The organism is Streptomyces sp. GL_140 (genome assembly GCF_057834465.1).
Genome location: NZ_CM174404.1, coordinates 5,659,185 through 5,677,470, shown reverse-complemented (window position 1 = coordinate 5,677,470; position 18,286 = coordinate 5,659,185). Strand labels below are relative to the sequence as shown.

Annotated in this window: 18 protein-coding genes; 7 read left to right on the top strand and 11 right to left on the bottom strand. The window is 72.9% G+C overall.

Annotated elements, in window-relative coordinates; genetic code table 11:
- Window positions 1–136 precede the first annotated feature (136 nt).
- Both AC3IYJ_RS26465 and AC3IYJ_RS26460 read left to right on the top strand, forming a co-directional pair.
- On the top strand, window positions 137–910 hold the full coding sequence (locus AC3IYJ_RS26465; RefSeq protein ID WP_489397229.1) for a hypothetical protein: 774 nt from the start codon (window positions 137–139) through the stop codon (window positions 908–910).
- Window positions 907–2,160 carry a histidine kinase dimerization/phospho-acceptor domain-containing protein gene (locus tag AC3IYJ_RS26460; protein ID WP_489397228.1) on the top strand — a complete coding sequence of 418 codons (1,254 nt, stop codon included), beginning with the start codon at window positions 907–909 and terminating at the stop codon, window positions 2,158–2,160. Before AC3IYJ_RS26465 ends, AC3IYJ_RS26460 begins: the two co-directional genes overlap by 4 nt.
- 42 nt (window positions 2,161–2,202) lie before the next feature.
- Here the strand turns inward: AC3IYJ_RS26460 and AC3IYJ_RS26455 are convergent, their stop codons facing one another.
- The 3 genes from AC3IYJ_RS26455 to AC3IYJ_RS26445 form a co-directional block, all read right to left on the bottom strand.
- Complete coding sequence (locus AC3IYJ_RS26455) at window positions 2,203–2,514, bottom strand: hypothetical protein (protein ID WP_489397227.1); 312 nt, start codon at window positions 2,512–2,514, stop codon at window positions 2,203–2,205.
- Between the two features lie 28 nt (window positions 2,515–2,542).
- The gene (locus AC3IYJ_RS26450; RefSeq protein ID WP_489397226.1) at window positions 2,543–3,259 is read right to left on the bottom strand and encodes a TetR/AcrR family transcriptional regulator; all 717 of its coding nucleotides are present in this window, start codon (window positions 3,257–3,259) and stop codon (window positions 2,543–2,545) included.
- Window positions 3,260–3,388: 129 nt separating this feature from the next.
- Window positions 3,389–4,330, bottom strand: a complete 942-nt coding sequence (locus AC3IYJ_RS26445) for an AurF N-oxygenase family protein (protein ID WP_489397225.1) — start codon at window positions 4,328–4,330, stop codon at window positions 3,389–3,391.
- A 211-nt stretch (window positions 4,331–4,541) separates the two neighbouring features.
- On the opposite strand from AC3IYJ_RS26445, the gene AC3IYJ_RS26440 reads away from it, so the two are divergent.
- Entirely contained in the window at window positions 4,542–5,657 is a 1,116-nt protein-coding gene (locus AC3IYJ_RS26440; protein WP_489397224.1) for a ferritin-like domain-containing protein, read from the top strand.
- Here the strand turns inward: AC3IYJ_RS26440 and AC3IYJ_RS26435 are convergent.
- Window positions 5,654–7,129, bottom strand: coding sequence for a penicillin-binding transpeptidase domain-containing protein (locus tag AC3IYJ_RS26435; protein WP_489397223.1), 1,476 nt, complete (start codon window positions 7,127–7,129; stop codon window positions 5,654–5,656). The two genes, AC3IYJ_RS26440 and AC3IYJ_RS26435, sit on opposite strands and share 4 nt — an antisense overlap.
- Entirely contained in the window at window positions 7,126–8,505 is a 1,380-nt protein-coding gene (locus AC3IYJ_RS26430) for an FtsW/RodA/SpoVE family cell cycle protein (protein WP_489397222.1), read from the bottom strand. Before AC3IYJ_RS26430 ends, AC3IYJ_RS26435 begins: the two co-directional genes overlap by 4 nt.
- Before the next feature lie 109 nt (window positions 8,506–8,614).
- Here AC3IYJ_RS26430 and AC3IYJ_RS26425 point away from each other — a divergent pair, with 109 nt between their 5' ends.
- The 3 genes from AC3IYJ_RS26425 to AC3IYJ_RS26415 all read left to right on the top strand — a co-directional run bounded on the left by AC3IYJ_RS26425 (window position 8,615) and on the right by AC3IYJ_RS26415 (window position 10,824).
- Window positions 8,615–9,004 carry a DUF6325 family protein gene (locus tag AC3IYJ_RS26425; RefSeq protein ID WP_489397221.1) on the top strand — a complete coding sequence of 130 codons (390 nt, stop codon included), beginning with the start codon at window positions 8,615–8,617 and terminating at the stop codon, window positions 9,002–9,004.
- The gene (locus AC3IYJ_RS26420; RefSeq protein WP_489397220.1) at window positions 9,004–9,381 is read left to right on the top strand and encodes an SHOCT domain-containing protein; all 378 of its coding nucleotides are present in this window, start codon (window positions 9,004–9,006) and stop codon (window positions 9,379–9,381) included. Before AC3IYJ_RS26425 ends, AC3IYJ_RS26420 begins: the two co-directional genes overlap by 1 nt.
- Window positions 9,382–9,525: 144 nt before the next feature.
- Window positions 9,526–10,824, top strand: a complete 1,299-nt coding sequence (locus tag AC3IYJ_RS26415; protein ID WP_489397219.1) for a C40 family peptidase — start codon at window positions 9,526–9,528, stop codon at window positions 10,822–10,824.
- On the opposite strand, the gene AC3IYJ_RS26410 is transcribed toward AC3IYJ_RS26415, so the two are convergent.
- From AC3IYJ_RS26410 to AC3IYJ_RS26390, 5 genes are read right to left on the bottom strand one after another with little or no spacing between them, the layout of a single operon-like run.
- Window positions 10,761–12,035, bottom strand: a complete 1,275-nt coding sequence (locus AC3IYJ_RS26410; RefSeq protein ID WP_489397218.1) for a styrene monooxygenase/indole monooxygenase family protein — start codon at window positions 12,033–12,035, stop codon at window positions 10,761–10,763. The two genes, AC3IYJ_RS26415 and AC3IYJ_RS26410, sit on opposite strands and share 64 nt — an antisense overlap.
- A gap of 11 nt (window positions 12,036–12,046) precedes the next feature.
- Window positions 12,047–12,709, bottom strand: a complete 663-nt coding sequence (locus tag AC3IYJ_RS26405) for a GTP-binding protein (RefSeq protein ID WP_489397217.1) — start codon at window positions 12,707–12,709, stop codon at window positions 12,047–12,049.
- The gene (locus AC3IYJ_RS26400; protein ID WP_489397216.1) at window positions 12,690–13,079 is read right to left on the bottom strand and encodes a DUF742 domain-containing protein; all 390 of its coding nucleotides are present in this window, start codon (window positions 13,077–13,079) and stop codon (window positions 12,690–12,692) included. The genes AC3IYJ_RS26405 and AC3IYJ_RS26400 overlap by 20 nt, the downstream gene beginning before the upstream one ends.
- The gene (locus AC3IYJ_RS26395; protein WP_489397215.1) at window positions 13,076–13,567 is read right to left on the bottom strand and encodes a roadblock/LC7 domain-containing protein; all 492 of its coding nucleotides are present in this window, start codon (window positions 13,565–13,567) and stop codon (window positions 13,076–13,078) included. Before AC3IYJ_RS26395 ends, AC3IYJ_RS26400 begins: the two co-directional genes overlap by 4 nt.
- On the bottom strand, window positions 13,564–16,470 hold the full coding sequence (locus tag AC3IYJ_RS26390) for a sensor histidine kinase (protein WP_489397214.1): 2,907 nt from the start codon (window positions 16,468–16,470) through the stop codon (window positions 13,564–13,566). Before AC3IYJ_RS26390 ends, AC3IYJ_RS26395 begins: the two co-directional genes overlap by 4 nt.
- Window positions 16,471–16,885: 415 nt before the next feature.
- Here AC3IYJ_RS26390 and AC3IYJ_RS26385 point away from each other — a divergent pair, with 415 nt between their 5' ends.
- On the top strand, window positions 16,886–17,659 hold the full coding sequence (locus AC3IYJ_RS26385) for a protein phosphatase 2C domain-containing protein (protein WP_489397213.1): 774 nt from the start codon (window positions 16,886–16,888) through the stop codon (window positions 17,657–17,659).
- A gap of 86 nt (window positions 17,660–17,745) precedes the next feature.
- On the opposite strand, the gene AC3IYJ_RS26380 is transcribed toward AC3IYJ_RS26385, so the two are convergent.
- Window positions 17,746–18,231 (bottom strand): MarR family winged helix-turn-helix transcriptional regulator, encoded by a 486-nt coding sequence (locus AC3IYJ_RS26380; RefSeq protein WP_371619797.1) that lies wholly within the window; start codon window positions 18,229–18,231, stop codon window positions 17,746–17,748.
- Window positions 18,232–18,286 lie beyond the last annotated feature (55 nt).

Genomic DNA, 18,286 nt, shown 5'->3' with positions numbered 1-18,286 from the left:
TGTCCCCCGACGTTCCCCACCGCACGGTCGCTGCGGGCCCCCGCCGGGCCCCCGCACGGGCAGAATCGATGCTCCTCTGCTTACTGTGGACACCCACATGGTCACGGGAATCACGGGAGAGGAGCGCACAGCCGTCGTGAGCGCCGTCCCCATCACCACCCCCCGCGGCAGCCGCGGCCGCGGCCGTATCGCCCTCTGCCTGCTGGCTCCGCTCCTGCTGCCGCTGGCCACCGGCTGCGGGGACCCCGGCGGGCTGGCCGGGGCCGGGGCGACGCCGACCGCGAGCGGGCCCGTACACCTGTGGCCGGGGCGCAAGGGTGCCGTCGTGCCGCCCGCCGATCCGGGGGGCGCACCGCCCGAGTACGTACCCGGCATCGCGCCCCTTCAGGACCAGAACGTGCACACCATCGACCCGGTGACCCTCGTCCAGGCCGAGGTGCGGGCCCACCCGGACACCGTGTCCGGCCCCGACGGGATGCCCAAGGAGACCGCCGACGCGATCGGGGCGTGCGGGAAGCCCGGCTCGGATCCCGCGAAGTGCCCGGTGCTGACGCCGTACTACCAGGACCTCACCGGCAACGGGAAGGACGACCTGATCGTCGGCATCCAGCTGCCCGATCAGATGATGTCCGTACGGGTCTACACGGCGGACGAAGCGGGCCGCCTCAACCGGATCATGGCGACCACGGACACCGTCATCAGCGTCGAACTCGCCAACGAGGACGTGATCCTGCACGTCCCGAGCGCCAACGCGGGCTACGAGGTGAACACCACCTGGTCCTGGGACTCGAAGCAGCGCTCGATGCTGCCGACGCACGAGCAGATCGTACGAGTGAACCCGCCGAACCCCGCGAACCCGCTGAACCCCATGAACCCCACGGCGGAAACCCCGGCAGGAACCTCGCCGTGAGGCTCCGGCTGCCCGCCTGGACGGCCACGCTGACCTGGAAGTCGGCGTGCTTCATCGCGGTGATGTGCTGCTCGCTCGCGGCGGTGCTGGGCGCGCTGGTGCACGTGGAAGTGACCCGGCAGACCGTGGCGGCCTCCCGGGACAAGGCGCTCGGCAAGCTGACCGACGCCGTACAGGCCTACGAGGCCGGCGAACCCCTGCCCGCCGAGTCCGGCCTGGATCCGGCCGGGCTGCCGGCGGAGCTGCGGGCGCTGGCCCTGTCCGGGCAGCGCGGGACCATAGTGGCCGATCACGACGGCCGGCCGACGATGTGGGCGGCGGCCCCCGCCGACGGGCAGGCGCTGGCCACCGCCGTCGACTACGGGCAGAGCACCCGGGCCATCACCGGACTGGACAACGCGATCATCGGCTCCTCGGTGCTGGCGATCGGCGGCACCCTGCTGGTGGGCGCCTTCGCGGTGACCCGGGTGACGCGACGGCTGCACCAGACGGCGACGGTGGCCCGGCGGATCACCCAGGGCGACCTGGACGCGCGGGTCCGCGACCCGCGCACGAAGGATCCCGCGCGCCACCAGGACGAGGTGGCGATCGTGGCCGGGGCCCTGGACACCATGGCGGGGAGTCTGCAGGCGAAGCTGCAGAGCGAGCAGCGGTTCACCGCGGACGTCGCGCACGAGCTGCGCACTCCGCTCACGGGACTGCAGGCGGCCTCGGAGCTGCTGCCGGAGAGCCGGGCCACGGAACTGGTGCAGGAGCGGGTCCGTACGATGCGCCAGCTGACGGAGGACCTGCTGGAGATCTCCCGGCTCGACTCGGGCAGGGAGGTCGTGGAGACGGACCTGCACCAGCTGGGACGCCTCGCGCAGCGGGTGGTACGGGCTTCGGGGACGGCCACGGAGGTGGCCGTGGTGCGGGACGCGCACGTGGAGACGGACCGCAGGCGCCTGGAGCGGGTGCTCGGGAACCTGGTCGCCAATGCCCACAAGCACGGGCGGTCGCCGGTGGTGGTGACGGTGGACGGGCCGGTGGTGACGGTACGCGACCACGGGGACGGATATCCCGAGTACCTGGTGACCCACGGGCCCCAGCGGTTCCGGACCGAGGGCGCGGGCAAGGGGCACGGGCTGGGGCTGACGATCGCGGTGGGGCAGGCGGAGGTCATCGGGGCGCGGCTGGTGTTCCGCCAGGCCCGGGACGGCGCGGGCGGGGCGGAGGCCGTGCTCACCCTGGTCGAAGCCCCGGTGCCGTAGGGCTGTCGTCGAAGCGCCGTCCGCCCCGGAGCCCCTCCCCCGTCATTCCGCGGGCTGCTCCGGCCCCGCGTCCGGCCTCGGCTCCGCGGCCGGCTTCGGCTTGGTCCAGGGCCAGCGCGGGCGGGGCTTCTCGCCCGAGGGCGAGTAGGCGTACTTCCAGCCCTTCTGGAGCCCCAGGCGCTTCGAGTAGCCGGACGGGACCCGCTCGTAGAGCAGCACCGTCGGGGCGCCGCCGTCCGGGTCCGGGACCGGGATCTCGTACCACTTCGGCGGATGGCCGGTCGGTCCGAGGAGGATCGGGAGGGTCCGGCCGTCCATCGGGCCGCCCTCGAAGGAGGTGGGTTGGCTTCTCACCCCTCCAGTCTCACAGCAGTCCGGAAAATCACAGCAGGTGGGCCGCCTCGGAGACCACCGGAATCACCCGCCGCGCCAGTACCCCGACGGGGCCCTGTGCCGATTCGAGGGCGAGGGCCGCGCGGGCCGCCTCCGCCGTCTCCGCGTCGGTGGCGGCGGTCGCCGTCAGCAGGGCGATGAACTGGTCCACCAGCCAGTCCCGGAGCGAGGAGACCTCCGGCTGCTTGCCCTCGTCGATCCAGATCAGCGAGGCGGCTTCGACCGCCGTGATCCACGTGCGCACCATCATCCGCAGCCGCGCGCCGGGCGCCGGGACCCCGAGGTGGAAGAGGATCGCCTCGGCGGCCGCGCGGCGGATGCCGTCGACGGTGGCGGTGGTGCGGGAGGTCTCCACCACGCTGCCGCCCTGGAGGAGAGCGGAGAACCCGGCGTCGTGTTCGTCGACGAAGGCCAGGTAGCGGTCCAGGGCCCGGGAGAGCCGCTGGGTCAGCGGGCCGGCCTGGGGTTCGGCGAAGCAGAGCCGCAGGACGTCGGCAGCCGAGCGCAGGGCGGCCTCGTAGAGCTGCTGCTTTCCGCCGGGGAAGTACCGATAGACGAGGGGGCGCGAGACTCCGGCGGCCTCGGCGACGTCGTCCAGCGAGACCTCCTCCGGCGCCCGGTGCGCGAACAGCGACAGGGCCGCGTCGAGGAGCTGGGCCCGCCGCTCCTCGACGCTCAGCCTGCGGTACGCACGCGCGGTGGTCATGTCCGCAGGGTAGCCCCACCCGGCGGCCTTCAGGCGGGGAGTACCGGCCGGAGTTCAGGCGGGCGGTCCCGGCCGGACTTCGGCAGACAGTCCCGGGCCGGACTTCGGACGCGCACCCCCGGCCGGGGTTCAGGCGAGCAGTCCCGAGCTCTTCCAGAGCTTGCGGCCGACGCCGCGCATCACGCCGATGTCGTCCAGGAAGTCGGTGAGCCGCTTCGCTCCGGTCTGCATGACCTCCCGGCGGTGACCGCTGGCCTTGACCTGGGCCAGCGCCTCGCGCCGGTCGATGCCGATGTTGTCGTAGACCTGGGGGTTCACGAAGGCCTGAGAGAAGACGCGGGCGGCCTGGCCGCAGCTGACTCGGGTGAGTTCCTGTTCCCAGCGCGGGGCGGTGAGCATCTGGCGGCGCAGTTCCTCGCGGGCGTAGCGGACGTGGCGCGCCTCCTCGATGACGTGGATGCGGGTGACTCCGCGCACGAGGGGCTGGATCCGCTCGTCGGGGAAGGTCAGCCGCTGCATCCAGTCGAGGACCTCCTCGCCCAGGAGGGTGCAGGCGAAGGAACCAGGGGTGGTGGAGACGGTCTTGAGGACGCGGGCGAGGTTGTGGTTGGTGCGCGAGACCGGGTACTCGGGGGCCCCGCCCGTCTTGATCATGCGGGCGAACATCATCGAGTGGCGGCACTCGTCGGCGATCTCGGTGAGCGCGTAGCGGACGTGGTTGCTGGTCAGGGACTTGTCGTAGATGTGGCGGACCAGCAGCTGCATGAGGATGATCTCGAACCAGATGCCGAGCGAGCCGAGCGCCGCCGCCTCGTGGCGGGAGAGTTCGATGCGCTGCTCCTCGCCCATCTTCTTCCAGAGCGGGGTGTCGAAGAGGGAGAGCAGCTCGGGCGGCCAGTAGTACTTGCCCTCGATGGGCGGGGCGTCCCAGTCGAGTTCCTTGTCCGGGTCGAAGGAGTGCTTGACCGAGGATTCGAGGAGTCGCTCGGCTATCTGTTCGCGGTCCTTGAGCAGGCCGAGCGCGTCGCGCAGCTCCCTGCGCGACTGGGCCCTGTCGGTCACGGTCGTCATGGCTTCGGACACCTCACGAGTGGTTGCCGGCGGGAGTTACCAGCGGTCACCGCTTATGAGACTGCTTGTCAGCAAGACCGTCAATCCCCTGCGCACGACTTGTTGACCGCGCGTCTACCAACGTGTGACGCTGCCAACGGCAGCCCGTGACCACCGACCGGCTGTCAACTGGCCTGTCCTGTACGGAAGTACGTGAGACGAGGGGGCGTCAGTGTCGACGCACGAGCTCTACACCAGTGACCCGGGCGGAACCGTCTGGCCGGTCCCCGCGACCGGCCACGCCCGCTTCAGCTGGGAGTACGACGGCGGCCGCGAACGGCTGCTGGCCCTGTACCAGAAGGGCAAGGACAAGCAGTGGGACGGCGCCAAGCGCATCGCCTGGGACATCGAGGTGGATCCGTACGATCCGCTCGGCACCCCCGACGAGGCGCTGACGCTCTACGGCACCCGGCACTGGGCCAAGCTCTCGGAGCGGGACAAGGGCGAGCTGCGCCGGCACTACAGCGCCTGGAACTTCAGCCAGTTCCTGCACGGCGAGCAGGGCGCGATGGTGTGCGCGGCGCGGATCGTCGAGTCGGTGCCGGACCTGGACGCGAAGTTCTACTCCGCCACCCAGACCATGGACGAGGCCCGGCACGCGGAGATCTTCGGCCGGTTCCTGCACGAGAAGGTCGGGATGCTCTACCCGATCAACGACAGCCTCCAGGGGCTGCTCGGCGACACCCTGCGCGACTCCCGCTGGGACATGCCGTACCTGGGCATGCAGGTGCTCATCGAGGGCCTCGCGCTGGCCGCCTTCGGCATGATCCGCGACACCACCGACAAGCCGCTGCCCAAGCAGATCCTGGCCTACGTGATGCAGGACGAGGCACGGCACGTGGCGTTCGGGCGGATGGCGCTGCGCGACTACTACGGGCAGCTGTCCGACGCCGAGCTGCGCGAGCGCGAGGAGTTCGTGATCGAGGGCTGCTACCTGATGCGCGACCGGCTGCGCGGGGTGGAGGTGCTGGAGAGTTTCGGCATCTCCCGCAAGGAGGCCGAGGAGTTCAGCGAGCAGTCGGAGTTCCTGGCGCTCTTCCGCAAGCTGCTGTTCAGCCGGATCGTGCCGTGCGTGAAGGACATCGGGCTGTGGGGCGAGCGGCTGCAGAAGGCGTACCTGGACATGGGCGTCTTCGAGATGGGCAACTCCAACCTGGACCTGCTGATGAGCCAGGACGAGGAGATCGCCGAGGCCCTGGACCGCGAGCGGTTCGCGGCCGAGGAGGAGCAGCGGGTGGCGGAGGTCGCCGAGGCCATCGCGGAGGGGGCCGAAGGCGCGGAAGCCTAGGGGGTGGACGGTGCGGGGGCGGCCAGGGCCGCCTCCATGACCGCCCGGGCGATCGGCGCGGCCGCGCCGTTGCCGCTGATGTCCCCGCGCACCGCCGAGGCGTCCTCGACGACCACGGCCACCGCGACCGCGGGCAGCGGCCCGCCCTCCTTGGCCGCCCAGGAGATGAACCAGGCGTAGGGGGTGCCCGCGTTGCCGACCCCGTGCTGGGCGGTGCCGGTCTTGCCGCCGACCACCGCGCCGGGGATCGCCGCGTTCCTGCCCGTGCCGCTCTCCACCACCTTGACCATCAGCTCCTGCATCCGCATCGCGGTCTGCGGGCTCATGGCACGGGCGAGGGTGTGCTGGTCGGTGCGGCGGACCGGGTCTCCGTCGTCCTGCGTCGTGCGGTCCACCAGGTAGGGGGTCTTGAGCACGCCTCCGTTGGCCACGGCGGCCGCCACCATCGCCATCTGCAGCGGTGTGGCCGTGGTGTTGAACTGGCCGATGGAGGACAGGGCCAGCTGGTCCGGGCTCATGTCGGTGTCGAAGTTCGAGCGCGAGACCCAGGCCGGCACCCGCAGCCCGTCGTCGTTGAACCCGAACCGGCGGGCGGCCTCCGTCATCCCGCGCAGCCCGACCTGTACGCCGATCTTCGCCATCACCGTGTTGCACGACCACTTCACGGCATCCGCCATCGAGGCGTCGGCGCAGCCGGTGCCCGCGTTCGGGAGCACGGTGTCCGTGCCGGGCAGCGGGTACGGGTCGGGGGTCTCGGTCGGCGCGTCCACATCGGTGACCACGCCCGCGTCCAGGGCGGCCGCCGCCGTCACGATCTTGAAGGTGGAGCCGGGCGGGTAGGTCTCGCGCAGCGCGCGGTTGAGCATGGGCCTGGCGGGGTCCGCGTTGAGCTTCTTCCACGCCTCCTTGACCTTCGCCCCGGTGCCGGAGAGCAGCGCCGGATCGTAGGAGGGGCTGCTGACCAGCGCGAGGATCCTGCCCGTGGCGGGCTCGACGGCCGCGACGGCTCCCCGCTTGCCGGCCAGCCCGGCGTACGCGGCCAGCTGCATGCTCGCCCGGATGGTGGTGGCGGCGTTGCCGCCGCCCGGTCGGCCGCGCGAGAGGTCGTACCAGAGCGGGAAGGCCGAGAGCCCGGGGTCCGTACCTGAGAGGACCGGGTCCTCGGCGCGCTCCAGGAAGCTGGTGCCGTAGGTCTGGGAGGAGAAGCCGGTGACGGGTGCGTAGAGCGGGCCGTTCTTGTACGTCCGCTCGTAGCGCAGGAGTTGGTGGCTGTCCCGGGAGCCGGTGACGGGCCGGCCGTCGACCGTGATGTCGCCGCGCGGTTCGGCGTAGCGCTCGATGGCGGGGCGCTTGTTGGCCGGGTTCGCGCCGTAGGAGGCGGATTCCCAGACCTGCACGCGGGCCACGTTGACCAGCAGGGCGACGAGCAGCAGGACGCAGAAGTACGCGCACCAGCGGATGTAGCGAATCATGCGTCGGCCTCCTCGGCCTCCCGGTCGGGCCGGGGTCTGCGGGCACTGTCGCTGAGCCTGATCAGCAGGGCGACGATGATCCAGTTGGTGACCACGGAGGAGCCGCCCTGGGCGAGGAAGGGCATGGCCATGCCGGTGAGCGGGATCAGGCCGGTGACTCCGCCGGCGATGACGAACACCTGGAGCGCGAGGATCGAGGCGAGTCCGGTGGCGAGGAGGCGGCCGAAGGGGTCGCGCAGGGCGAGTCCGGCGCGGAAACCTCGGGAGACGAGGAGCCCGTAGAGGAGCAGGATCGCGATGAGGCCGACGAGGCCGAGCTCCTCGCCGGCGGTGGCGAGGATGAAGTCCGATTTGGCGGCGAAGCCGATGAGGAAGGACTGGCCGTGGCCGAGGCCGGCGCCGAGCAGTCCGCCGGCCCCGAAGGCGAAGAGGGACTGGGCGAGCTGGCCGGGGCCGTCGCCGCGCGCGATGGAGGCGAAAGGATTCAGCCAGTCGTCCACGCGGCTGTTCACGTGCGGCTCGAACTTCCCGACGGCGTACGCGCCCACGGCGGCGAGCAGCAGCCCGATGGCGATCCAGCCGATCCGGCCGGTGGCGGTGAACAGCATGATGACGAAGAGGCCGAAGAAGAGCAGCGAGGTCCCCAGGTCGCGCTCCAGGACGAGCACGCCGACCGAGAGCAGCCAGACGGCGAGGATCGGGCCGAGGACCCGGCCGGGGAGCAGCTTCAGCCTCCAGACGAGGGTGCGTCCGGTGAGGGCCAGGGCGGTGCGGTTCGCGGCGAGGTAGGCGGCGAAGAACACGGCGAGCAGGATCTTGGCGAACTCCCCGGGCTGGAAGGAGAGTCCGCCGAACCTGATCCAGATGTGCGCGCCGTTGACGGCCGGGAAGAAGACGGGCACGAGCATCAGTGCGAGCGCGACGGCCGCGGCTAGGTACGCGTACCTCTGGAGCACCCGGTGGTCCCGGAGCGCCGCCACGGCGAGCACGAAGAGCGCCACCCCGAGGGCCGACCAGCGCAGCTGCTCCCCGGCGGTGACGTGGCCGGGGGTGGTGACGTCGAGCCGCTGGATGAGCACGAGGCCGAGCCCGTTGAGCAGGACGGCGATCGGGAGCAGCAGCGGATCGGCGTACGGGGCGAACAGCCGGACGGCCAGGTGGGCGGCGAGTGCGGCGACGGCGAGGCCGGCGGCGTAGTGGGCGGCGGGGCGCGGGATGTGGCCGGTGGTGGCGAGGCCGACGTAGAGGTGTCCGAGGACCGCGATCGACACGGCGCCGAAGAGCAGCGACAGCTCGACACCGCGACGCTTGGCGGCGCGGGCATCGGGAGGCGGGGGCGGGGAGGGCTCCGCCACCTTTGCCGTCAGAGCGGTCATACGGGGAAACGTAGCAAGCAGGCGGCACGTATGTCCGCTTATGTCATAGTGTGCCGAAGAATCGTCAGAACCGGTCGGAAGTGAATCAGCGGATCAGGAGCCTCTCCCCATGGGACCTGTGGAGTTCATCGTCCTGGCCTTCCCGGAAGAACAGTTGCGGGTCTCGGCGGTCGAGGCGGTGATGGGACTGCGCAAGGCCGGGGTCGTACGGCTGATCGACGGTCTCGTGGCCACCAAGACGGCGGCCGGCGAGGTGCTGGCCGCGGAGTTCGACGAGTTCGTCGAACTCAGGGGCCTGCTCGCGCATCGCGAGGCGGCCCCGCTGATCGGCCCGGAGGACGTCCGGGAAGCGGCGGACCTGCTGGAACGCGGCAGCTGCGCGCTGCTCCTGGTGATCGAACACGTCTGGGCCGAGGACGCGGCCGTCGCGGTGCGCGCGGCGGGCGGCCGGATCGCGGGCGCGGTCCGGCTCCCGGCCGACCGGGTGGGGGTGGCCTGATGTTCATCCGCCCCATCGGCTCGGTCGTCAACCCCGCCCAGCGCCCGTCGGGCAACCCGCTGCTGCGCGGGATCCTGAAGCGCGGAGCCTACGTGTGGGACACGGCCCGGCCGCAGCCCGCGGCCTCGGCCGCCGCTCCGGCCACCCCTCCCTCGCCCTCCCCCGCCGCCCCGTCCGCCGCCTCGTCCCCCACCTCGCCCGTCCCCTCCGCCTCCGCCTCCGCTTCGGCCTCCGGTCCGCGCGGCTCCGGACCGGGCCCTGCCGGAGCCGAACTCACCGACCAGCTGACCCGGCTGGCGGCCCTGGCCCGCGAAGGCCTGCTGACCCCGGAGGAGTTCTCGACGGCCAAGGGCCGGCTGCTGGGTCCGGGCGGCTGAGCGGACGGCGGGCGGGGCGGACCGGTCCGGCGCCGCCACGGGGGGCGGCCGTACGCCACTCGGGTGAGCGGCGCGGCACGGCCGACCCGGGTGGCCGAATTGTCATACCGGGCGTGGCAGCATCGGCCGCCTGGAGGTGACCACATGTCACGTCGACATCGGAGTCGGCTGCTTCGCGCCGCCTGCGTCGCCGCGGTCCTCGCATCGGCGGGCCCGCTGCCCGCCGCACAGGCCGCGCCGGTCGCACCCGACATCCCCGCCGCTCCCGGGGCCCCCGGAGCTCCCCGGGCACCCGGAGCACCCGGCCCGCCGGACTCGCTCACCACCCCCGGCACCCCCGAATCCCTCACGGCCCCCGGCGCCCCGGCCGAGCCCGTCGGGGTCCTCCTCTCCCGGCTCCAGGGCCTCTACCAGCAGGCCGAACAGGCCACCGAGGCCTACAACGCCGCCGAGAGCGCGCTGACCGCCCGCCAGGGCGAGGAGCGCCGGCTCAGCACCGAGCTCGGGAAGGCCCGTACCGCCGTCAGCGAGGCCCAGATCACCACGGGCAAGCTGGCGCGGGAGCAGTACAAGGCGGGCCGGGGGTTCTCCCCGTACGCCCGGATGCTGTTCGCCGGGGACGCCCAAGGAGTCCTGGACCAGCGGCGGCTCGCGGCGCGCGAGGGCGCCCGGCGGGCCGCGGCGCTGGAGCGGCTGGGCCGGGGCGAGCAGCAGGCCGACGCCCTCGCCGTCGCCGCCCGCAAGGCCCTGGACTCGGAGCAGAAGCTGGCGACAGAGACGAAGAAGCGCAAGGAGACGGCCGCCTCGCAACTCAAGGAGGTCGAGCGGATGCTCGCTTCCCTCTCCCCCGCGCAGCTCGGCGAGCTCGGCACGCGCGAGGCCGAGAACACCGCCGCCGCGCAGCGGGAGCTGGTCGATTCGGGGAAGCTCGGCGCGAAGCCCCGTAACCCCACAGCGGCCGGCGGCTCGGCGCTCACCTACGCGACCGCGCAGATCGGCAAGCCGTACGTCTGGGGCGCCGAGGGCCCGGCGTCCTTCGACTGCTCCGGGCTGACCTCGCAGGCCTGGGCGCACGCGGGCCGCTCGATCCCGCGGACCAGCCAGGAACAGTGGGCTCAGCTGCCCAGGGTGCCGCTCGACGAGCTCCGTCCGGGCGATCTGGTGGTGTACTTCCCGACCGCCACGCACGTGGCCCTGTACATCGGCGGGGGCAAGGTGATCCAGGCGCCGCGGCCCGGCGCGAGGGTCAAGGTCTCGCCGATCGCGGCGAATCCGCTGCTCGGCGCGGTGCGGCCGGACCCGGACGGCGCCCCGCTGACCGCCTTCACCCCACCGCCGCTGCCCACGGCGTCGGGCGCGGCGGCGGGGGACGACACGGGTTACTCGGAGGCGGAAGCGCCCGCGTCCGAACCGGCGACCGAGGCCGCGACCTCGGACAGGTAGTCGGCCGCGTCCTCGGGGTCGTAGAAGAACGCGTCGAAGTCGGCCGGGTTGTCGAAGCCGTTGGCGAAACGATCCGCCACCGGCTGGAGCTGCCCGGCCGCGCCGATCAGGTTCAGCACGTGCTCCGGCGGGACACCGAGCATGGCGTTGGTCCACTGGGTGGTCGGCCGGCCGGTGGTGAACCAGTACTTGTCGAAGGTGGCCTTCATCCAGGCCTCGTCGAACGGCTTGTCCCCGTGCATGATGATCGACGACAGGTACGAGGCCGCGCACTTGGCGGCGGAGTTCGCACCCTGGCCGGTGATCGGGTCGTTCGCGACGACCACGTCCGCGACGCCCAGCACCAGGCCGCCGCCGGGCAGCCGGCCGATCGGGTTGCGCACGACGGGGGCGTAGCGGCCGGCGAGCGTGGCGCCCGCGTCCGTCAGCTCCACCTTGGTGGCCCGCGCGTACTCCCAGGGCGTGTACTTCTCCATCAGTTCCAGCGTCAGCGCCAGGTGGTCGGCCGGGTCCTGCACGCCGTTGAAGACGTCCAGCGGACCGCCGGGGACACCTTCCCAGAACAGGATGTCGGCCCGGCCGGAAGTGGTCAGCGTCGGCATCACGAACAGCTCGCCGACGCCCGGGACCAGGTTGCAGCGTACGGCCTCCGTCTGCGGGTGCTCGGGGCGCGGGCCGAGGCCGTGCACGTAGCTGACGGCGAGCGCGCGCTGCGGGGCGTCGTACGGGGAGCGGGCGGCGTTGCGGCCGAACAGCGAGACGAGCTCGCCCTTCCCGGCCGCGACCAGCACCAGGTCGTACGTACGGGAGAAGAAGTCCAGGTCGGAGACGGAGGCCCCGTGGATGACCAGCTGACCGCCGCGCTGCGCGAAGGTGTCGAGCCAGCCGGACATCTTCACGCGCTGGTCGACGGACTGGGCGAAGCCCTTCAGCCTGCCGAGCCAGTCGACGGCGCGGTCGGCGTCGGGAGTGGCGACCGAGACGCCCAGACCCTCGATCTTCGGGGCCTGCTGCTCCCAGAGGTTCAGCTCGAGATCCCGCTCGTGCCGGAGCGCGGTGTCGAACATGCACTGGGTGGACATGACCCGCCCGGTGCGTATCTCGTCCGCCGTCCGGTTGGACATGAGGGTGACCTCGTACCCCTTCGACTGGAGTCCGAGGGCGAGCTGGAGACCGGACTGGCCGGCGCCGACGACGAGTATCTTGCGCATCTGCACGTTCTCTATTCGGGGGTCGAGTCGAGGGCGTGGCCCACGAGCGTCAGCAGGGATTCCACTACCGTGACCCGGCTCCGGGCGTCCATGATCACCACGGGCACGCCGGCCGGTATGGTCAGCGCCTCCCGCACGTCGTCCGGTTCGTACGACCGGGTGCCCTCGAAGTGGTTGACGGCGACGGCGTACGGCAGCCCGCAGCTCTCGAAGTAGTCGAGGGCCGGGAAGCAGTCGCGCAGCCGGCGGGTGTCGGCCAGGACGATCCCGCCGATGGCGCCGCGCACCAGGTCGTCCCACATGAACCAGAAGCGCTCCTGGCCCGGCGTCCCGTACACGTACAGGACGAGGTCGTCCTCGAGCGTGACGCGGCCGAAGTCCATCGCGACGGTGGTGGTGTGCTTGTCCGGGGTCGAGGACAGGTCGTCGGTCGGGACGCTGGCCTGCGTCATCACCGCCTCGGTACGGAGCGGCGTTATCTCGGAGACGGACGCCACGAAGGTGGTCTTGCCCACCCCGAACCCGCCCGCCACCAGCACTTTCACGGCCACGGGCGCGCGCGAGCGGTCGTACTGCCAGGGCTGTACCGGCTCGTCCTCGGGGACGGCGGCTCCCGTCCGGGAGAAGAGGTCGGACGCGGGGAGGAATCCGGTTTCAGAGACGGCGGAGCCCACTGAGCACCCTTTCGAGCAGCGCGCGGTCGGGACGGCCGGAGCCGTGCCCGGTCCCGTAGACGCGGATCCTTCCCTGGTCGGCGAGATCGCTGACGAGGACGCGCACCACACCGAGCGGCAGCTTCAGCAGCGCGGCGATCTCGGCGATCGTGCGCATGCGGCGGCAGACCTCGACGATGGCCGGCATCTCGGGCATCCGGTCGGGCTTCTGCGGCACGGACGCCCTGGTGTCCAGGGTGGCGACGAAGGTCTCGACGTTGAGGACCTGGGTGAAGCGGGTGCGGCCGCCCGTGAGCGAGTACGGGCGTACGCGGGCGGGGCGGCGGTCGGCGCCGCGTATGGGCAGCCGGTCGGAGGCCGGACTCCTCACGGGGTTTTCTCCATCGACTGGCGCAGCTCGCTGCGGACTTCGGGGGTCAGGACGTGGCCGGCGCGGCCCACGAACAAGGCCATGTGGTAGGCGACGACGCTCATGTCGCAGTCGGGCGTGGCGTGCACTCCGAGGAGCGAGCCGTCGCTGATGGACATGACGAACACGGAACCGTGCTCCATCGCCACCATCGTCTGCTTGACCGCGCCGCCATCCATCAGGGCCGCGGCGCCCGTGGTGAGCGAGCCGAGGCCGGAGACGATGGTCGCGAGGTCGGCGGAGGCACCGCGGGGGCCCTTGGGGCGGGCCGGCGGGTCCTCGGCCGGGGGCGTGTCGGGTGCCATCGGGTCGGAGGACAGCAACAGGAGCCCGTCCGAGGACACGACGGCCACGGAGTTGACCCCGGGGACCTCCTCGACCAGATCGGTCAGCAGCCACTGAAGGTTGCGGGCCTGGGTACTCAGTCCGTACGTACTGGGCGCGGTCATGTGCGTGCCTCCTGTGCGGTGTCCCCCCGGTCGGTCTGCCCTTGATCGTGCCGTCGGTCCGGCCCCGGGTCCTGCCGCGGGTCCTGCGCGAGCTCCGCTTCCACGACGCGCCGCCCGTCCTGGGCGCCCCGGTAGAACCCGCCGAGCCGGCGGCGCAGCTCGTCGGCGTCCACCCGGCGCGGCGCCGCCGGTACGGCGTCTCCGCGCCCGGCGGCCACCGTGCGGGGGGTCCGCTTGGGCAGGCCCTTGTCGGTGAGGGCCTCGTCCTCCACGGGTACGGGCGCGGGTACGGGTGCCTCGGCGGGGGCCGGGACGCGGAAGACCTGCTCGCTCGGCGGCAGCTGCTGCTCGGCCGGGGCCCGAACCGTGAACACCTGGTCGGCGGCGACCGGTTCCCCGGCCGGAGCCGGGACGCGGAAGACCTGCTCGCTCGGCGGCAGCTGCTCGGCCGGGGGCGCGAACGCCGCCGGAGCGGGCTCCGGGACCACCCGGGCCAGCAGCTCCTCGGCCGGAGCCGGCGCGGGCTCGTGGATCGGCTCGGGCTCGGGAGCCGGCGCGGGCTCCCCGATGGGCTCGGTGATCCAGCGCGGTTGCTCCGCGGAGGCCGCCTCGGGCTCGGGCTCGGGGGCCGCCTCGGGCTCGGGGGCCGTCGCGGGAGCCTCCTCGGGCTCCGCGGCCCAGCTCGGCACCTGCTCCGCCAGAGCGGCGGATTCCGCCGCGATCGGCTCCGGCACGGTGGCGGCAAGGCCCCGTAGGCGGGACGGGAGGGTGTTCTCGTTCGCCTCCGCGACCACGCCGGGCAGGTGCAGTGCGGGGGCTCCCGGGGTACCCAGGGTGTGGACGGGCGAAACCGGCGGAGCGCTCGGCAGCAGGGACGCCGGTACGACGACCAGCGCCTCCGTGCCGCCGTGCCGCGAGGTCCGGAGCTCCGCCGTCACACTGTGCCGGGCCGCGAGCCGCCCGGCCACGTACAGGCCCAGGCCCAGGCCGTGTTCCGACTCCGGCTCCTGGTCGTACGCGTCCGGCGTGGCCAGGCGGGCGTTCAGCGCGTCCAGCCGGTCCCCGGCGACCCCGATGCCCTCGTCCACGACGGACAGCACCACGTCGCCGGAGTCCAGCAGCCAGCCGGACACCTTCACCTTGGCGTCCGGCGGCGAGAAGGTCGTCGCGTTCTCCAGCAGTTCCGCGAGCACGTGCGAGATGTCGTCGGCAGCGTGCCCGGCGACCTGCGTGTACGAGGGCAGCGCCCCGAGGTCGACGCGCTCGTAGCGCTCGATCTCGCTGACCGCCGCGCGCATCACGTCGACGAGCGGGACCGGCAGGCCCTGCCCGTGGCCGTGCTCCTGGCCCGCGAGGACGAGGAGGTTCTCGTTGTGGCGGCGCATCACGGTCGCCAGGTGGTCGAGCTTGAAGAGGGTGGAGAGCCGGTCCGGATCCTGCTCCTCGGACTCCAGCTCTTCGATGACGGCGAGTTGGCGCTCGACGAGCCCGAGGGTGCGCAGGGACAGCGACACGGAGGTGGTCGACATGATGCGGCGGTGCTCTTCCAGCCCGGCCCGCAGCTGCCCGAGTTCTTCCTCCAGCGCCTCGCGGCCCGAGGTGAGCGCCTCGTTGCGGCCGATCAGGCGGCGGCGGTCGGCGTCGAGCCCGGCGATCCGGGTGTGCAGGGAAACGGTCTGGTCCCGCACGGAGTTGAGGTTCCGCACGACCTCGGCGAACTCGTCGTTGCGCCCGGTGAAGCGGACGGGCTCCACCGAGCCCTCGGGCGTAGCCAGCCGTGCGGCGCCGCGCCGCAGGACCGACAGCGGCCGGGTCAGCGAGCGGGCGACGGCCGTGGCGACGCCGACGGTGACCAGGAACACCATGCCGAGGAAGGCGAGCAGGGTCTCCAGGGCGGTCACGTCGTCGTCCCGCAGCGTGGCGAGGGCGGTGGCGCGCTGGCCGGCGAGGGTGGCCTCGACCGAGCGCATCCGGTCGATGCGGGCGGTGAGGGCCGGGCCGACGGTGCCGGAGTCGAGCTTGCGGTCGGCGGAGGAGAGGGTCGGCCGGTCGGTGAGCCGCCTGAGGTACTCGTCGGCCGTCTTGACCTCCGGTCCGGCGACGGTGGCGGCGAGGGTCTGGCGCACGTCGGGGCGCGCGGCCCGCGCGAAGTCGTCGAGGGCGCCCAGCTCCCGTACCCGGGTCCGCTGGGCGGCGGTGGTGAGTTCGTCCACGGCGGCGGCGCCCGAGGTCTCGCCGCGGGGCACGTCCAGCGCGGCGAGGAGCAGTCCGCGGGTGGCGGAGGCCTGCTCCACGGCCTGGCCGAGGGGGGCCAGCGGGCGGGTGGTGACGAGGGCGTCGGCGGCGCGCGGCGGGGTCAGCTCGGCGAGCCGGGTCCCGGGGGCGAGGAGTTCGGCGATGACACCGGAGTAGGCCTGGTGGGCGGCCAGTGCGCTGCCCTTGCCCTCGACGGCCTCGGTGCGAACGGCGCGGACCCGGCCGAGGGCGCGGGCCAGTTGCTCGTCGGCGTCGGCCCGGACCTCGGCGAGCTGCCGGTCGGTACCCGTGGTGCGCTCCTGGACGGCGGTCAGCGCGCCACCGGGGCGGCCCTTGGCCACGTACTCGGTGACGGCGTCGCGTTCGTCGCCCAGGAGGTGCGCGAGGGTGAGGGTGGCCCCGGTCTGCTCGGCGCGGGTGACCAGGTTCTGGGAGTCCTTCAGGTCCGCCGAGGCGGACAGGACGGCGGGCGCCCCGGCCGCCAGGACGGCGAGCCCTGCCACGGCAACTCCGATGACCAGCCTGCGGCGCACGCGCACCCGGCGCCCCGTGGGGGCTCCTGCGGTGGCTGGTCGGTCGGTTGCGGTGCCACCGGGTGCGGTGCCGTTCGCGACGGTGCCGTTCTTCCGAGGCCGCTTCTTCTGCACCGGTGCTCGCAATCCTGTACGTGTGCTGCTCGTGCTCGTCTACTCGTGTGGCCGAGGTAACGGCCGGTCAACAAGTAAACGCCCCCCGCCCCTGTTGTCTCGCGCCGCTGTGCCGCCGTACCGCCTCAGACCTTCGCAGTGCCCCGGGAAGAGGGCCGCACATCGCCCACCCGGCCACACGAAGGAGTGAACATCACGGACGAGTTGGCGGCCAACTCGGCGAACTGCCGTCAGAGCCCGGCTGTGGACGGGTGGTTGAAAGTTCGATGCGGCCTTTGGCAGGATGCCCGCCCACATACCGGCGGTCACCCCACCGGGCCCCGGGATTCCCTCCCACCCCGGCCGCACCCCTTTGGTCCGCACTCGCCCCGGCCCGTCCCGCCCCTCCGGCACCCCGCGCGGGCAGAATGTCCGCATGCGCATCGATCTCTCTTCCGCCCCGGGCAACCCGGAACGCCCCAACGAGGACTGGCTGTCGGCCGCGATACCCGCGTCGGGCGGCGGAGTCCTGGTCGCGCTCGACGGGGTCACCCCACCGCCGGGCGAGGTCGGATGCACGCACGGAGTCCCCTGGTTCGCGGCCCGGCTCGGCGGCCGATTGACCGAACTGTCCGGATCGCGGCGGGACATGCCGCTCGACCGGATCCTCGCCGAAGCCATCCGCACCACCGCCGACGCCCACCGCGAGACCTGTGACCTTTCTCACGTACGGACCCCGCAGGCGACCGTGGTCGTCGTCCGCTGGGACGAGTCCTGCGTCGAGCACCTGGTGCTCTCGGACTCCGTACTCCTCCTCCAGGCGCCCGGGGGCGAGGTCCGCGCGGTCCTCGACGACCGGCTGGACCGGATCCCGCGCGAGCGGCTGCGTACGGAGGCCTCCGCGGACGTGCTGCGCAACGCGGAGGGCGGTTTCTTCACGGCCGCCGCGGACCCGGCGGTGGCGGCGCGCGCGGTGACCGGGCGGACGCCCCGGGCGGAGGTCCGGGCGGTGGCGGCGCTCACGGACGGGGCGAGCCGGTGGACGGACACCTTCGGGGAGGGCGACTGGGCCGAGTGCCTGGCGGTGCTCCGCAAGGAGGGCGCCCAGTCCCTGATCGATCGCGTCCGGACCCTGGAGACGGACCCCCACCGGCCGCACCGACGCGACAAGAGGCACGACGACGCCTCGGCGGCGTACGCGGAGCTGTAGCGGGGCGGGGTCGGCTGAGCGGGGCGGCGGCAAGCGGGGCGGCGGCCGGGGAGCCGGCCGCTCCGATCGCCCGTCCTGCCGCTCCCCTACTCCACGCCCGCGTTCAGCTGGTTCAGCAGCCGGGCCAGCTCCGCGACCTCGCCGCGGTCCCAGTCCGCGAGCTTGCGCATGTACTGCTCCCGCCGGGCGTCGCGGACCCGCAGGAAGCGCTCCCGCCCCTCGTCCGTGAGCCCGACCAGGAAGGCGCGGCCGTCCGCCGGGTCCGGTTCGCGGGCCACCAGGCCCAGCACCTCCAGTGCCCGCAGCTGTCGGCTCATCGTGGCCTTCCCGACCCCGAAGTACCCGGCCAGCTCGGTCGCCCGCTGCCGGCCGGCGGCCTCCAGGCGGACGAGGAGCCCGTACGCGGCCGGTTCCAGCTCCGGGTGCAGTTCGCGCGCCATCTCCCCGGACGAGGCGCGGGCGCGCCGGAGGAAGACGGACAGCTCCCGCTCCAGGGCAAGGAACTCCTGGTCTTCGCTCCCGTGCACGTGTCCCGCTCCTTCGGTGGTGTGTGGGCCACCAGTATTTCGCAGCGGACGCGCCCGTGGCCCGGGGCCCCGCCGCAGCGGGGTCCCGGGCGCCTGACCG

What these genes read in the sequence shown, in the direction of transcription:
- AC3IYJ_RS26450 (WP_489397226.1), bottom strand. Translation starts at nt 3,259, where the DNA reads ATGACCACCGCGCGTGCGTACCGCAGGCTGAGCGTCGAGGAGCGGCGG.
- AC3IYJ_RS26445 (WP_489397225.1), bottom strand. Translation starts at nt 4,330, where the DNA reads ATGACGACCGTGACCGACAGGGCCCAGTCGCGCAGGGAGCTGCGCGAC.
- AC3IYJ_RS26435 (WP_489397223.1), bottom strand. Translation starts at nt 7,129, where the DNA reads ATGATTCGCTACATCCGCTGGTGCGCGTACTTCTGCGTCCTGCTGCTC.
- AC3IYJ_RS26430 (WP_489397222.1), bottom strand. Translation starts at nt 8,505, where the DNA reads ATGACCGCTCTGACGGCAAAGGTGGCGGAGCCCTCCCCGCCCCCGCCT.
- AC3IYJ_RS26425 (WP_489397221.1), top strand. Translation starts at nt 8,615, where the DNA reads ATGGGACCTGTGGAGTTCATCGTCCTGGCCTTCCCGGAAGAACAGTTG.
- AC3IYJ_RS26420 (WP_489397220.1), top strand. Translation starts at nt 9,004, where the DNA reads ATGTTCATCCGCCCCATCGGCTCGGTCGTCAACCCCGCCCAGCGCCCG.
- AC3IYJ_RS26415 (WP_489397219.1), top strand. Translation starts at nt 9,526, where the DNA reads ATGTCACGTCGACATCGGAGTCGGCTGCTTCGCGCCGCCTGCGTCGCC.
- AC3IYJ_RS26410 (WP_489397218.1), bottom strand. Translation starts at nt 12,035, where the DNA reads ATGCGCAAGATACTCGTCGTCGGCGCCGGCCAGTCCGGTCTCCAGCTC.
- AC3IYJ_RS26395 (WP_489397215.1), bottom strand. Translation starts at nt 13,567, where the DNA reads ATGACCGCGCCCAGTACGTACGGACTGAGTACCCAGGCCCGCAACCTT.
- AC3IYJ_RS26385 (WP_489397213.1), top strand. Translation starts at nt 16,886, where the DNA reads ATGCGCATCGATCTCTCTTCCGCCCCGGGCAACCCGGAACGCCCCAAC.